This is a genomic window from Falsiroseomonas sp. (genome assembly GCF_041690465.1).
Taxonomy (GTDB): domain Bacteria; phylum Pseudomonadota; class Alphaproteobacteria; order Acetobacterales; family Acetobacteraceae; genus Falsiroseomonas.
Genome location: NZ_JAWLHG010000003.1, coordinates 63,246 through 77,602 on the forward strand (window position 1 = coordinate 63,246; position 14,357 = coordinate 77,602).

At 70.2% G+C, this 14,357-nt stretch carries 15 protein-coding genes and 1 tRNA gene; 14 read left to right on the top strand and 2 right to left on the bottom strand.

Going from position 1 to position 14,357, the window contains the following annotated elements; all coding sequences use genetic code 11:
- The first annotated feature begins 46 nt into the window (after window positions 1-46).
- Window positions 47-1,168, top strand: a complete 1,122-nt coding sequence (locus tag ACESM1_RS04160) for an anhydro-N-acetylmuramic acid kinase (RefSeq protein ID WP_372618005.1) — start codon at window positions 47-49, stop codon at window positions 1,166-1,168.
- A 224-nt stretch (window positions 1,169-1,392) separates the two neighbouring features.
- Here the strand turns inward: ACESM1_RS04160 and ACESM1_RS04165 are convergent, their stop codons facing one another.
- On the bottom strand, window positions 1,393-2,061 hold the full coding sequence (locus ACESM1_RS04165; RefSeq protein WP_372618007.1) for an alpha/beta hydrolase: 669 nt from the start codon (window positions 2,059-2,061) through the stop codon (window positions 1,393-1,395).
- 465 nt (window positions 2,062-2,526) lie between these two features.
- On the opposite strand from ACESM1_RS04165, the gene ACESM1_RS04170 reads away from it, so the two are divergent.
- The 13 genes from ACESM1_RS04170 (at window position 2,527) to ACESM1_RS04230 (ending at window position 13,289) form a co-directional block, all read left to right on the top strand.
- The gene (locus ACESM1_RS04170; RefSeq protein ID WP_372618009.1) at window positions 2,527-3,024 is read left to right on the top strand and encodes an Rrf2 family transcriptional regulator; all 498 of its coding nucleotides are present in this window, start codon (window positions 2,527-2,529) and stop codon (window positions 3,022-3,024) included.
- Window positions 3,025-3,043: 19 nt separating this feature from the next.
- The gene (locus ACESM1_RS04175; RefSeq protein ID WP_372618010.1) at window positions 3,044-4,135 is read left to right on the top strand and encodes a cysteine desulfurase family protein; all 1,092 of its coding nucleotides are present in this window, start codon (window positions 3,044-3,046) and stop codon (window positions 4,133-4,135) included.
- Between the two features lie 168 nt (window positions 4,136-4,303).
- Window positions 4,304-5,512, top strand: a complete 1,209-nt coding sequence (locus ACESM1_RS04180; protein ID WP_372618012.1) for a cysteine desulfurase family protein — start codon at window positions 4,304-4,306, stop codon at window positions 5,510-5,512.
- Between the two features lie 9 nt (window positions 5,513-5,521).
- Window positions 5,522-5,851, top strand: coding sequence for a ferredoxin family 2Fe-2S iron-sulfur cluster binding protein (locus ACESM1_RS04185; RefSeq protein WP_372618013.1), 330 nt, complete (start codon window positions 5,522-5,524; stop codon window positions 5,849-5,851).
- Window positions 5,844-6,539 (top strand): TenA family protein, encoded by a 696-nt coding sequence (locus tag ACESM1_RS04190; RefSeq protein ID WP_372618014.1) that lies wholly within the window; start codon window positions 5,844-5,846, stop codon window positions 6,537-6,539. Before ACESM1_RS04185 ends, ACESM1_RS04190 begins: the two co-directional genes overlap by 8 nt.
- Window positions 6,536-7,648 carry a tRNA 2-thiouridine(34) synthase MnmA gene (gene mnmA / locus ACESM1_RS04195; protein ID WP_372618016.1) on the top strand — a complete coding sequence of 371 codons (1,113 nt, stop codon included), beginning with the start codon at window positions 6,536-6,538 and terminating at the stop codon, window positions 7,646-7,648. The genes ACESM1_RS04190 and mnmA overlap by 4 nt, the downstream gene beginning before the upstream one ends.
- 43 nt (window positions 7,649-7,691) lie before the next feature.
- Window positions 7,692-7,768, top strand: a tRNA-Met gene (locus tag ACESM1_RS04200).
- 421 nt (window positions 7,769-8,189) lie between these two features.
- Entirely contained in the window at window positions 8,190-8,990 is an 801-nt protein-coding gene (gene coxB / locus ACESM1_RS04205; RefSeq protein WP_372618018.1) for a cytochrome c oxidase subunit II, read from the top strand.
- A 110-nt stretch (window positions 8,991-9,100) separates the two neighbouring features.
- The gene (gene ctaD, locus ACESM1_RS04210; protein WP_372618020.1) at window positions 9,101-10,885 is read left to right on the top strand and encodes a cytochrome c oxidase subunit I; all 1,785 of its coding nucleotides are present in this window, start codon (window positions 9,101-9,103) and stop codon (window positions 10,883-10,885) included.
- On the top strand, window positions 10,882-11,589 hold the full coding sequence (locus tag ACESM1_RS04215) for a cytochrome c oxidase subunit 3 (protein ID WP_372618022.1): 708 nt from the start codon (window positions 10,882-10,884) through the stop codon (window positions 11,587-11,589). The genes ctaD and ACESM1_RS04215 overlap by 4 nt, the downstream gene beginning before the upstream one ends.
- Window positions 11,590-11,600: 11 nt before the next feature.
- Window positions 11,601-12,317: a heme-copper oxidase subunit III family protein gene (locus ACESM1_RS04220; protein WP_372618024.1), complete on the top strand. Its 717-nt coding sequence runs from the start codon at window positions 11,601-11,603 to the stop codon at window positions 12,315-12,317.
- Window positions 12,318-12,327: 10 nt separating this feature from the next.
- A complete protein-coding gene (locus tag ACESM1_RS04225) occupies window positions 12,328-12,690 on the top strand; it encodes a cytochrome C oxidase subunit IV family protein (protein WP_372618026.1) in 363 nt (120 codons plus the stop codon).
- 293 nt (window positions 12,691-12,983) lie between these two features.
- A complete protein-coding gene (locus tag ACESM1_RS04230) occupies window positions 12,984-13,289 on the top strand; it encodes a hypothetical protein (RefSeq protein ID WP_372618028.1) in 306 nt (101 codons plus the stop codon).
- A gap of 52 nt (window positions 13,290-13,341) precedes the next feature.
- Here the strand turns inward: ACESM1_RS04230 and ACESM1_RS04235 are convergent, their stop codons facing one another.
- Window positions 13,342-14,304 (bottom strand): Bug family tripartite tricarboxylate transporter substrate binding protein, encoded by a 963-nt coding sequence (locus tag ACESM1_RS04235; RefSeq protein ID WP_372618030.1) that lies wholly within the window; start codon window positions 14,302-14,304, stop codon window positions 13,342-13,344.
- Window positions 14,305-14,357 lie beyond the last annotated feature (53 nt).

Here is a 14,357-nt window from a genome sequence, read left to right on the forward strand (position 1 = left end):
ACCGTCAGGCCGAAGGCCTGCCCCCGGAAGGTGAGGCCGAAGGCCCGTGCTTAGAACCATCGGCCTGATGAGCGGGACGTCGCTGGACGGGGTGGACGCCGCCTGGGTGGAGACCGATGGCGAGCGCATCGGCCGCTTCGGGCCGGCGGTGACGCTGCCCTACGACCCGGCGCTCCGGCGTGACCTGCGCAGGCTGCTGGACGTCGTTTCCCGCGCGCCGTCGCGCGACGCGCCGGAGATCGGTCCCGACGATCCCTTCCTGGCCGATTGCGTGACGCGGCTGACGACGCGGCATGTGGAGGCGGTGAAGGCGATCGGCTGGCAGGCGGACCTGATCGGCTTCCACGGCCAGACCATCCTGCACCGGCCCGCCAAGCCAGGCGCCAACGCGCCCGGCCTCACCTGGCAGGTGGGCGACGCGGCGCGGCTGGCGCGGGAGACGGGGCTTTCCGTGGCGCATGATTTCCGCTCGGCCGATGTCGCCGCCGGCGGGCAGGGGGCGCCGCTGGTGCCGATCGTCCATGCGGTGATGGCGCGCGACCTGCCGAAGCCGCTGGCGGTGCTGAACCTCGGCGGCGTGGCGAACGTCACCTGGATCGGTGCCGATGGCGAGCTGGTCGCCTTCGACACCGGCCCGGCGAATGGCCCGCTGGACGATTGGGCGCGGCGGGCGACCGGCGAGCCCTATGACCGCGATGGCCGCCTAGCGCTGGCCGGGCAGCCCGATGGCGGGGTTCTGGCACACCTGATCACGCATCCCTACCTGGCCGCACCGCCGCCGAAGTCGTTGGATCGGCTGGATTTCGACCGCGCGCTGAAGGAGGCCGGCGCCGCCGCGCTCTCGCCCTGGGACGGGGCGGCGACGCTGGTGGCCTTCTGCGCGGTCTGCGTGGCGGCGGCCTCGCGGCACTTCCCGGCGCCGCCGGTGCAATGGCTGGTCGCCGGCGGTGGCCGGCGCAACCCGGCGATCATGCGCGCCTTGGCTTCGGCGCTGACCGAGCCGGTGCGGCCGGTGGAGGTGGCGGGCTGGAACGGCGACGCGCTGGAGGCGCAGGCCTTCGGCGTGCTGGCGGCGCGCGTCTGGCGGGGGCTGCCGATCACCTTCCCGGGCACCACGGGCGCGCAGCAGCCGCTGCGCGGCGGGCGAATCACCGGCCCGCTGCTCTAGACCCGAGCTGCCCGGACTGGTCCGGGCAGCTCGGGTCCAGCCTTTCGAGCCGGCGATTCACGCCCTGGCGTGCCCGCCCGCGGCGTGCACACCCAGGGCGATCGCGGGCCAGCATTTCGCCGCTTGCCCGCTTCGGCCCACGCGGCTGCGGCCGCGCCGCCGAAAACGCCGAACGGCCGCCCCCTTGCGGAAGCGGCCGTCCAGACCTGGCAGCGAGGCGCCGCTCAGTCGGCGGCGAGCGCCATCCGGTTGCGGTTCAGCATGGTGTTCACATGGTCCTCGGCCGCGTCGGCCACCTGTTCGGCCTGCGGCGGGGTGAAGATGTGGCCGGCGGCGGGCATCACCCGGTAGTCGATCTTGATGCCCTTCTGGGTGTTCAGCTTTTCGACCAGCTTCCGCACGCTGCTCTCGGGCACCAGCTCATCGTCGGCGCCGTGCAGCATCAGGCCGTTGCAGGGGCAGGGGGCGAGGAAGCCGAAATCATAGTGGCTGGCCGGCGGGCTCACCGAGACGAAGCCGCTCATCTCCGGCCGGCGCATCAGCAGCTGCATCCCGACATAGGAGCCGAAGGAATAGCCCGCGACCCAGAGCGAGGAAGCGCTCGGGTTCACCGCCTGCAGAAAGTCGAGCGCGGCCGCAGCGTCCGAGATCTCGCCGATGCCGCCGTCATAGCGGCCCTGGCTGCGGCCGACACCGCGGAAGTTGAAGCGAAGGGTGGAAAAGCCCATCGCCTGGAAGCGCTGGTACAGCGCGTGCACCACCCGGTTGTTCATGGTGCCGCCGTGCAGCGGGTGCGGGTGCAGGATCAGGGCCACGGGCGCGTTGGCCTGCTTCGCGTGGTGGTAACGGCCCTCAAGGCGACCATCGGGGCCGGCGAACATCACTTCGGGCATCGCGCGTCAGGTCCAGTCTCGGTTGGGGCTACAGCGCTGTCGCGCTCACAGCCAATTGGGGAGCCACGCCTGCCGCCTCAAGCGCCGCCGCCGCGACGTGACCGGCCGAAGGGCCGCATCCGCCAGCTTCGACACCGACCGCTATGGTTCCTGTATCCCACCCCATAGTTGACGAGGGAGGTCAGGAACAATAGCCTCGCCCGCTGACACGCTGCCGCAGTCATCGGGTTCCGGTCTGGTTCTGGCGGGTGCGGGATGGCCCGCGCCCGGTGGACGACCCCCAGGGCGGGCTCCCGAGCCCCAGGGTTACCGCAATATAGGGATCCGGAGGCTGGTTTCATATCGGATTCATGGCATGGGGCCCATGTTCCTGCGTCTGAACCCGCGAGACAGCGCTCATACTGCGCACAGGACCGTGAACGCGGCCTTAACGGGCCAGCCGCGATCCTGCGGCGGGAGGTACGGATGAGGCTTTCCACCCGAGGGCGCTACGCGGTCATGGCCATGGTGGAACTCGCCGCCCGCGAGCACGGCCTCGGCCCCGCCGGAGCCGGTCGAAACCAGGTGAGCCTTGCGGAGATCGCCCAGGCGCAGCACCTCTCCCTGGCCTATCTCGAGCAGCTGTTCTGTCCTCTGGGGCGGGCCTGCCTGGGGTCGTCCGCGCGCGGCCCGGGCGGCGGCTACCGGCTGGCGCGCGGAGCCGACCGTATCTCGATCTCCGAGATCGTGCACGCAGTGGACGAGCCCATCCAGGCCACCCGCTGCGAGGAGGGCGGGCCCGGCTGCCTCGCAGGCCAGCGCTGCCTGACGCATGACCTCTGGGCCGAACTCGGCGATCAGATCCGCCTGTTCCTCGAGGGGCTGAGCCTTGCCGACGTGATCGGCGGCCAGGTGACGGGCCGCGCCGCACCGCCGCGGAGCGCCGGGCCGGCGCCCGAGGGGCCGGGCGAGGCGGCGCGCTAGGCCGCGCCCGGGACGGGCGATGACCGAGCTTTATCTCGATGCCAACGCCACCGAGACGCTGCGCCCCGAGTCGCGGGCGGCGGTGCTCGCGACGCTCGACCTGACCGGCAATCCGTCCTCGGTGCATGCCGCGGGCCGGGCGGCGCGGCGGGTGCTGGAAGCGGCGCGGGAGCGTTTGGCCGTGCGCTTCGGCGGCAACCCGGCCGACCTCGTCTTCACCGCCGGTGGGACGGAGGCGAATGCGCTCGCCATCCATGGGCTTCGGCAGGGCCGCCGGGTGCTGGTGGGAGCGACCGAGCACCCGGCGGTGCTGGCGGCGGCGCCGGGGGCGGAGGTGCTGCCGGTGCGGCCCGACGGCACGCTCGACCTCGATGCCTTGGAAGCGGCGCTGGAAGGCGGCGCGCCGGCGCTGGTCTGCCTGATGGCGGCGAACAACGAGACGGGGGTGCTGCACCCGATCGAGGCGGCCGCCGCGCTGTGCCGGGCGCATCGTGCCTGGCTGCATGTGGATGCGGTGCAGGCGGCAGGGCGGGTGCCGGTTTCGCTGGCGGCGCTGGGTGCCGAGTCGCTGGCGATCTCGGGGCACAAGCTGGGCGGGCCGAAGGGGGCGGGGGCGCTGCTGGTGAGGCCCGGCCTGCAGCTGGAGGCGATCATCGCCGGCGGCGGGCAGGAGCGTGGCCGCCGGGCGGGGACCGAGCCGCTGCCCGCCATCGCCGGCATGGCGGCGGCGGCCGAGGCGGCGGCGCCGCAGGCGGCAGCGCGGCTGGCGGCGATCCGCGATGCGATCGAGGCCGGTTGCATCGCCCAGGGTGCCCTGGTCGCCGGCGCCGGCGCGGCGCGGCTGCCGAACACCACCAGCCTGGTGCTGCCTGGCGTGCCCGCCGAGACGCAGGTGATCGCGCTGGACCTGGCGGGGGTGCGGGTTTCGGCCGGGGCGGCGTGTTCCTCGGGCAAGGTGGCGCGCAGCCATGTGCTGGCGGCGATGGGGTTTTCCGAGCTGGCCGGCTGCGCCATCCGCGTGTCGCTGCCCTGGGATGCGCCGGACGATGCGGCGGAGCGGTTCCTGGGCGCGTGGGAGGCGATGCGGGCGCGGGTGCGGCCGGTGGGGTGAGGGCGGCTCCGCTTGCGCGGCCGGGACGCCGTCGTCGCCTCCCGGGCGGATGACGAGGACGCGAGGCAACGCATCCGGAAGGGCTCGACGAGGTGCTGAGCCATTTCTGATGCGGGCTTCCCCGCGGCCGGCAACAGCGCCACATAGGCGGCGCCCAAGGGACGCAGGATGACCCGGCCGAACCGCCCGATCTATCTCGACAACCACGCCACCACGCCGCTCGATCCGCGCGTGCTGGCGGCGATGCGCCCGTGGTGGGAGCAGAACTTCGCCAATCCCGGCTCGGTCGAACATGCGATGGGGCGCGCGGCGGAGGAAGCCGTGGAACAGGCGCGCGGCCAGGTCGCGGCGCTGATCGGCGCCGAGGCGTCCGAGATCCTGTTCACCTCCGGCGCGACCGAATCCAACAACCTGGCTGTCAAAGGCGCCGCCCGCTTCGCGGCGGCGCAGGGGACGGATCGCCGGCGCGTGGTGACGCTGGCCACCGAGCACAAATGCGTCCTGGAGAGCGTGAAGGACCTCGGCGCCGAAGGGTTCGAGCCGGTGGTGCTGCCGGTGCGCCCCGACGGGCTGCTCGACCTCGACCTGCTGGAGGCGACGCTGGCCGAGCGGCCCACGCTGCTGGTCTCGGCGATGGCGGTGAACAACGAGATCGGGGTGATCCAGGACCTGGAAGCGATCGGGGAGATCGCCAAGCGGCATGGGACGCTGTTCCACACCGATGCGGCGCAGGGCTGCGGGCGCATCCCGCTCGATGTCGGAGCCATCCGGGCGGACCTGGCCTCGATCTCCGGCCACAAGCTCTATGGGCCGAAGGGCATCGGGGCGCTGTATGTGCGTCGCCGGCCGCGGGTGCGGCTCAAGCCGCTGTTCTCCGGCGGCGGGCAGGAGCGGGGGCTGCGCTCCGGCACGCTGCCGGCGCCGCTGATCGTCGGCCTTGGCGAGGCCTGCCGGATCGCGCTTCAGGAGATGCCGTTGGATGCCGGGCGGATCGCTGGCCAGCGCGACCGCTTTCTCGCCGCGCTGGCGGCCGAGGTGCCGGGGGTGGAGGTCAATGCGCACCGCGAACGGCGCGTTCCGGGCAACCTCTCGCTGGCCTTTCCCGGCGGGGTGACCGCGCAGCAGTTGATGGACGCGGCGCCGGAGCTCTGCCTCTCGACCGGCTCGGCCTGTTCCTCGGCCGAGGTCGAGCCGTCCCATGTGCTGAAGGCGCTCGGCCTTCCGGAGGCGCGGGCGCGCGCCACCTTGCGGATCGGGATCGGCCGCTTTACCTCCCCGGCCGAGGTGGATCTGGCCGCCGCGGCACTTGGCGCCGCCTGGCGAGGGGCCATCGCAGCAACCGGCGCCGCGGCCGAACCGGCGGGCGCGGCGGAATAGGGCCTTCAGATGCCGAAGATGACGTTCATCGAGCGCAATGGCACGCGCAAGGAAGTGGATGCGCCGCTCGGGCTCTCGGTGCTGGAGATCGCGCACAAGCACGGCGTGGACATCGAGGGCGCCTGCGAGGGATCGCTGGCGTGCTCGACCTGCCATGTGGTGGTGGACGGGGCCTGGTTCGGCAAGCTCGCCAAGCCGACCGAGGACGAGGAGGACATGCTCGACCTGGCCTTCGACCTGCAGGAGACCAGCCGGCTGGGCTGCCAGATCATCATGACCGAGGCGCTGGACGGGCTGGTGGTGAAGCTGCCGGCCGGCACGCGGAACGCCCTTGGATAGCAACGACGGGCTTGGCGCCTATGGCCGCGACGGCGGGCTGTTCCGCCGGCTGAAGGACGCGAACGCCGCCGACTGGCGCGCCTACACCTGGCATCCCTTTGTGCAGGGGATCGCCGGCGGCTCGCTGCCGCTGACGGCCTTCAAGCGCTACCTGGTGCAGGATTACCTGTTCCTGGTGCAGTTCACCCGCGCCTTCGCGCTGGCGGCCTACAAGGCGGAGAGCCTCGATGCCTTCCGCGACAAGGCCGCCGCCATCCAGGCGCTGCTGCACGAGATGACGCTGCACCTCGGCTATTGCGCCGAATGGGGCATCTCCGAGCGCGCCGTCCTCGCCGAGCCGGAGGCCGCGGAAACCGTGGCCTATACGCGCTGGGTGCTGGACCGCGGGGTCGCGGGCGATATCCTCGACTTGGAAGTGGCGCTGGCACCCTGCACCGTGGGCTATGGCGAGATCGCGCTGATGATCGAGGCATCGCCCACGCGTTCCCGCGACGACAACCCCTATGAGAGCTGGATCGCGATGTATGCCGGCGCTGAATACCAGGCGCTTGCCCGCGGGGCGGCGGCGCGGCTGGATGCGCTGGGCGAAAGCCATGGCGGCGAAGCGCGCTTCGCGTCCCTCAGCGCGGATTTCGCGAAGGCCGCGCGGCTGGAGGCGGCGTTCTGGCAGATGGGGCTGCGCGGATGAGGATCCTGGTCGCCATGTCGGGCGGTGTGGATTCCTCGGTCGTCGCCGGGCTGATGAAGCAGGCGGGCCACGAGGTGATCGGCGCCACCCTGCAGCTGTACGACCATGGCATGACCGTTCAGAAGAAGGGTGCGTGCTGCGCCGGGCAGGACATCCACGATGCGCGCCGCGTGGCCGACACGCTCGATATCCCGCACTATGTGCTGGACCGCGAGGCGCGCTTCCGCTCCGCCGTGATCGCGGATTTCGCCGACAGCTACGCCCGCGGCGAGACGCCGATCCCCTGCATCCGCTGCAACCAGACGGTGAAGTTCCAGGACCTCGTCGCGCTGGCCCGCGACCTCGGCTGCGAGGCGCTGGCGACCGGGCATTACGCGCGCCGCATGGACGGGCCAGCGGGGCCGGAGTTGCATCGCGCCGCCGATCCCACGCGCGACCAGTCCTACTTCCTGGCGATGACGACGCCGGACCAGCTCGCCTTCGCGCGCTTCCCGCTGGGCGACATGCCGGACAAGGCGGCGGTGCGCGCCGAAGCTGCACGGCTCGGCCTGGCGGTGGCGGAGAAGCCGGACAGCCAGGACATCTGCTTCGTCCCCGCCGGTCACTACGCCGAGACCGTGGCGAGGCTGCGCCCCGAGACCGCCGAGCCCGGGGAGATCGTTGACCTGGAAGGCCGCGTGGTGGGCAAGCATCGCGGCATCGGGCGCTACACGGTGGGGCAGGGCAAGGGGCTGGGCATCGGCGGGCCGGGCGAGCGGCTGTTCGTTGCCGCGGTGGACGCCGCGCGCCGCCGTGTCGTGGTCGGCCCGCGCGCCGCGCTGCCGCGAGCGGAGGTGGTCGTCGGCGAGGTGAACTGGCTCGGCCCGCCGCCGGCGGCGCCACGGCGCGTGCAGGTGAAGCTGCGGGGGCGAGAGGTGCCGCGCCCTGGCCTCGCGATGTGGGACGCCGCGGCCGGGCTGCTGCGCGTGGTTCTGGAGGCGCCGAACGTGGTCGCGCCCGGCCAGGCCTGCGTGCTGTACGACGGTGAGCGCGTGCTGGGCGGCGGCTTCATCCGAGTGCAGCCCAGCCGTGACGCCGCGGGCGTTGACAGCGAAGGGGCTGCGGCGTAACCGAGCGCCCTCGCGGACGGAAGGCACGGGCCTTCCGCTTTGGGGCGGCGTAGCTCAGCTGGTTAGAGCACGGCACTCATAATGCCGGGGTCAGCGGTTCAAGTCCGCTCGCCGCTACCATCCGAATTCCCTCCTTTCCGGCCTCTTGCGGACAGCCCCGTCATCGTCGTCCGGTTCGTGGCTCGCGAGGAATCGGACATTGACCGGACGTCTGGGTCAGGAGGGTGCCTCGCCCGTGCCGGGCAGCCCGAGCCCGGGCCTGCGTATCGCCATCCCGGTTCGTCGGCAGGCGCCGAGCCATCACATGCCGCTGACATCGGGCAAATATTGTTGTCGGCCATGGTCGAGTCAGGCAACGTACTGGGACGTGTCTTGCCTGCTGCATCCCATGCTTCGAAGCGCGTGGCAGAGGGTCGGTCCATGGCGAAGGCCGAACAGCTTCCTGACCGAGGCGCCGCGCCGATAGCCCACCCCCGCGGCGCGGCATGCCCGGTGGCGCCTGTCGGCAGCCGCGACTGCGTGTGGCGGGGATGACGCCGCGATGATCGTCGCCCTCGTCTTCGTGCTGGTCGCCGTCGGGTCGGTCGTCTTTCACCTGCTCAGTCCGTGGTGGTGGACGCCGATCGCCTCCAACTGGGACTACATCGACGCGACCATCACCATCACCTTCTGGATCACCGGCGTCGTCTTCGTCGCCGTTGTGCTGTTCATGGCCTGGTGCGTGTTCCGCTACCGCGCCGCACCCGGCCGTCGTGCCGCCTACGAACCGGAGAACAAGCGCCTCGAGGTCTGGCTGACCGTCGCAACCGCGCTCGGCGTGGCGGCGATGCTGGCGCCCGGGCTGATCGTCTGGCACCGCTTCGTCACCGTGCCGGCGGATGCCGCCGAGATCGAGATCGTCGGCCAGCAATGGCAGTGGAGCTATCGCCTGCCTGGCGAGGACGGCACGCTCGGTGCGGTGGACACCCGGCTGATCGCGCCGGAAAACCCGCTCGGCCTGGTGCCGGGCGATCCCGCGGGACAGGACGACGTCATCATCGAGGCGGAGGACCTGCACCTGCCGATCGGCCGGCCGGTGAAGGTGCTGCTGCGCTCCATCGACGTGCTGCACGATTTCTACGTGCCGGAGTTCCGGGCGAAGATGGACATGATCCCGGGCTCGGTCACCTATTTCTGGTTCACGCCCACCCGCACCGGCACCTTCGACGTGCTCTGCGCCGAGCTCTGCGGCTCCGGCCACGCCATCATGCGCGGGCGCGTCGTCGTGCAGACGGAGGAGGAGTACCAGGCTTGGCTCGGCGGGCAGCGCCGCTTCGCGCAACTCGCGGCGGCGCAGCGATGAGCGGCCACAACGCCATGGCCGCGGAGCACGTCGCGGCGGGAGAAGAACGACCGGCACGGTGAGCCCGCGCCTTCGGGCATCGCCGGCCGGAAGGGAAGGAAGGCGAGGCGATGAGCGAACTCGCGCACGGCGCCGGCGGTCCGGTCCCGGCGGCGGAAGTTCCGGAGATGGAGCTGCCCCACCCGCACGGCTGGTGGAGCACCTACGTCTTCAGCCAGGACGCCAAGATCATCGGCATCCAGTATTCGCTGACGGCGACCGCCATCGGGCTGGTGGCGCTGGTACTCTCCTGGCTGATGCGCCTGCAACTGGGCTTCCCCGAGACCTTCACCTTCATCGACCCGCAGGCCTACTATCAGTTCATCACCATGCACGGGATGATCATGGTGGTGTACCTGCTGACCGCGCTGTTCCTCGGCGGCTTCGGCAACTACCTGATCCCGCTGATGATCGGCGCGCGGGACATGGTGTTCCCCTTCGTCAACATGCTCAGCTACTGGGTGTACCTGCTGGCCGTGCTGGTGCTGGTGGCGAGCTTCTTCGTCCCCGGCGGCCCGACCGGAGCGGGTTGGACGCTGTATCCACCACAGGCGATCCTCTCCGGCACGCCCGGGCGCGAATGGGGCATCGTGCTGATGCTGGTCTCGCTCTGCCTGTTCATCGCGGGATTCACCATGGGCGGGCTGAACTACGTCGTCACCGTGCTGCAGGCGCGCACGCGGGGGATGACGCTGATGCGCATGCCGCTGACCGTCTGGGGCATCTTCACCGCGACCGTGATGGCGCTGCTGGCCTTCCCGGCGCTGTTCGTCGGTGCGGTGATGATGCTGCTCGACCGGCTGCTCGGCACCAGCTTCTTCATGCCCACCCTGGTCGAGCTTGGGCAGCAGCTACGCTACGGCGGCGGCAGCCCGATCCTGTTCCAGCACCTGTTCTGGTTCTTCGGCCATCCGGAAGTCTATATCGTGGCACTTCCGGCCTTCGGCATCGTCTCCGACCTCATCAGCACGCACGCGCGGCGCAACATCTTCGGCTATCGCATGATGGTCTGGGCCATCGTCATCATCGGCGCGCTCAGCTTCGTGGTCTGGGCGCACCACATGTACGTCAGCGGGATGCATCCGTGGTTCGGCTTCTTCTTCGCCACCACCACGCTGATCATCGCCATCCCGACGGCGATCAAGGTCTACAACTGGCTGCTGACGCTCTGGCACGGCAACATCCACCTCACCGTGCCGATGCTCTTCGCGCTCGCCTTCATCGTCACCTTCGTCAATGGCGGGCTGACGGGCCTGTTCCTCGGCAATGTCGTCGTGGACGTGCCGCTCTCCGACACCATGTTCGTGGTGGCGCATTTCCACATGGTGATGGGCGTCGCGCCGGTGCTGGTGATCCTCGGCGGGATCTATCACTGGTACCCGAAGGTCACCGGGCGGATGCTCGACGAGACGATGGGGAGGATCCACTTCTGGATCACCTTCCTCGGCGCCTACCTCATCTTCTTCCCCATGCACTATCTCGGCCTGCTCGGGGTGCCGCGGCGCTACCACGAGATTGGCGAGACCTCCTTCGTGCCGGCCTCCGCTGCAGACCTGAACGCCTTCATCAGCGTGGTCGCGCTGGTCGTCGGCGCGGCGCAGGTGCTGTTCCTGTTCAACCTGGCCTGGAGCCTACGCCACGGCAGGGAGTCGGGACCGAATCCCTGGCGCGCCACCACCCTCGAATGGCAGACGCCCGAGACGCCGCCCGGCCACGGCAACTGGGGCCGGGAGCTGCCGGTGGTCCATCGCTGGGCGTACGACTACGCCGTTCCCGGCGCGGAGGAGGATTTCGTGCCGCAGAACCAGCCTCTGCCGCCGCCGGCGGATGTCGCCAAGGGCGAGGCCACGGCATGATCGTCATCCTGCTCTTCGTCGCCGCGCTCGCTGCCGTCGCGTTCTGGTGGCTGGGCCGTCAGGGCCTGGCGAGCAGGCCCTGGCTCGAGACGGGACCGATGGACCACCTGCCGCTGCGCGGTGCCGTCGCCATCCCCGCGGCGAAGCTCGGCCTCGGCATGTTCATGGCGGTCGTGGCGACGCTGCTGCTGCTTCTCCTCAGCGCCTACTCGATGCGGATGGAGATGGCGGACTGGAGCCCGACGCCGCGCCCGGGCCTGCTCTGGGCCAACACCGCGGTGCTCGTGCTGGCGAGTGTCATGCTGCACCGCGCTGCCCGTGCGGCGCAGAGTGGCGAGCGCGAGGCGGTCGCGTCCAACCTGCGGCTCGGCGCGGGCGCGAGCCTGCTTTTCCTGCTCGGCCAGCTTTTTGCCTGGCGGGAACTCGCGCGCGCGGGCTACCTGCCGGCGAACAACCCGGCGGACGCGTTCTTCTATCTCATCACCGCCGTGCACGGCCTGCACCTGCTGGGCGGCCTCGTCGCGCTGGGCAGGGCAGGAGCGAAGCTGCGCCATGCCCCCCCGGACCGACTCCAGCTGAGCATGGAGCTCTGCGCCGCCTATTGGCACTTCCTGCTGCTGGCCTGGATCGTGCTGTTCGCGACGCTGTCCTTCTCGCCCTCGCTCGACTGGCTCGTCGCGCTCTGCACCGCCCCGTTCAGGTAGGAGGAAGGCCGATGGACACCGCGCCGCTGCATGCCCCGACCGTTGCCCGGCCCGCGGGCTGGCGCGGCGTCGTGGCCGACTGGTCCTCCGACCAGCGCTCCTTCAAGGGGGCCTCCTGGGGGAAGACCATGATGTGGATCTTCCTGCTCAGCGACACCTTCATCTTCGGCTGCTTCCTGCTGAGCTACATGACGGTGCGGGCATCCACGACCGTGCCCTGGCCGAACCCGAGCGAGGTCTTCGCGCTCGAGGTCGCAGGCACGAACTTCCCCCTGCTGCTGATCGCCATCATGACCTTCGTGCTGATCAGCAGCAGCGGCACGATGGCGATGGCGGTCAACTACGCCTATCGCCGCGACCGCGTGCGGACCACGGCGCTGATGCTGCTGACGGCGCTGTTCGGCGCAACCTTCGTCGGGATGCAGGCCTTCGAATGGTCGAAGCTGATCCATGAGGGCGTGCGACCCTGGGAGAATCCCTGGGGTGCTGCGCAGTTCGGCGCGGCCTTCTTCACCATCACGGGCTTCCACGGCACGCATGTGACGATCGGGGTGATCATGCTGCTGATCGTCGCCCGCAAGGTCTGGCGCGGCGACCTGGAGGCCGAACGGCCGGGCGGCCTTACCGGCCGTCGCGGCCGCTACGAGATGGTGGAGATTGCAGGCCTCTACTGGCACTTCGTGGACCTGGTCTGGGTCTTCATCTTCGCCCTGTTCTATCTCTGGTGAGGAGATCGCCATGGCGCAGCCATCCGCGAGCGTGCATGCCGCGACGACCGCCCCGCACGAAGGCCAGCAGCACCCGATAAGGGTCTACCTGGTCGTCTGGGGCTGGCTCTTCGTCCTGAGCCTGTTCTCCTACCTGGTGGACTACTTCCATCTCCAGGGCGCGCTGCGCTGGGGTCTCATCCTGCTGTTCATGATGCTGAAGGCCGGGCTGATCGTCGCCATCTTCATGCACATGGCGTGGGAGCGGCTGGCCCTTGCCTACGCCATCCTGCTGCCGCCGCTGCTTGTGCTGGTCTTCGCCGCGCTGATGCTGTTCGAGTCCGACTACACGCTCTTCATGCGTCAGGCCTTCCTGGGACCGCAGGGTGGCTGAGATGGCAACCGCTGCGCCGCCCCGAGAGAGGCTGCCATGACACAATCCCGCCCGCGGCGGCTCAGCAATCGCGCGATCATCGGCTTCGGCCTGGCGCTCTGCGTCGTGGCGGCGCTCCTGCTCGCCTGGTACCTCGACGTCTTGCTTTAGCCGTCATTGCACCCGGCGGCGCACGAGGCGGCCGGCCAGGCTGGCGATGACCATGGATTTCTGCAAATTCGCGTAGAGCAGGTCGAACCCCGCAGATCCGCGAGGGGGCCGCGCCGAAGCCCTCGCCCGGGTTCTCCAGCCCCATGCGCCGCCTGCAGCTCCGCGGAGAGGCGGACTATTTCGCCGGACCGGGCGACCTCGCCGCCTGGGCGGGCCATGCCAACCCGCACACCTACTTCCCGTCGGGCGCACCGGCGCCGGGCTCCCACGCCTGGGGTGGGATCACCTTTCTCAACGACCGCTGGGGCGGAACGCCGGATACTAACCGCAACCTGTATGTGGAGGGCATCTCGTACAACGCCGCTGTCGTCGAGGGCGGCGAAGTTGCGCTCTGGTCCAACGGCAGGGTCAGTATTTCCACTGCCCAACCCAGCGTCGATCTCCTCTGACGGGCGCCCGCCACTGGCGCTGCGACCGGACGGCCGCAGCGCCGCGCCGCGGTCAGTCCGCGCGGATGTTGGCGTCGCGGATGACGTTGCCCCAGCGCGCACGGTCGGCGCGGATGGTCTCCAGGAATTCCGCCTGCGAGCCGATGATGATCTCCATGCCGTTCTCCGTCATGCGGCGCTGGAAGGCGGGGTCTGCGCCGACCCGCTGGAGCGCATCCGTCCAGCGCGCGACGATTGCGGGCGGCAGGTTGCCCGGGCCGGCGATGCCGAACCAGTTGCGGATCTCGAACTCCGGCAGGACCTGGTTGATCAGCGGCAGCTCGGGAAACAGCGGGCTGCGGCGGGGTGCGCCGAAGGCAAGCGGCCGCAGCCCGCCGCCGCGGATCTGGCCGAGAAACTCGGGCATGTTGCCGAACATCATGTCGGTGCGGCCCGCCACGATGTCCACGATCGCCGGCGCGCCGCCGCGATACGGCACATGCAGGATCTCGAGTCCGGTGATGCGCTTGAAATACTCGCCGGAGAGATGCTGGCTGGTGCCGTTGCCGGCGCTGGCATAGGTCAGCCGACCGGGATTGGCCCTGCCATAGGCGATCATCTCCTCCACCGTCCGGAACGGCGCGTCCGGGCGAACGACGAGCATGTTGTAGATGTTCGCGACATTCGCGATGGGTGTCACGTCGCGATCGATGTTGAAGGGGATCGGCACGCCCGGCATCACCGGCAGGATGGTGTGGAGCGCCATGGTTGCGAGATAGACCGTGTGGCCGTCCGGCGCGGCCTTTGCGACAGTGTCGGCGGCGATGATGCCGGAGGCGCCGGTGCGGTTCTCCACCAGCACGCGCTGGCCGAAGATCGGGGTGAGATGCTCGGCCAGGATGCGGCTGAGCAGATCGCAGGTGCCGCCGGGGGAGAAGCCGCAGAGGAAGCGGATCTCCTTGCTCGGGAAGTCCTGGGCTCGCGCCGGAAGCGCGGCCAGCAGCAGCAGGAACACGGACAGCCTGAGATATTTCATGGTTTTCCTCCCTCGTTTCGGCGGGCCGGTGGACCGGGCCTTCCGCCGCGTTG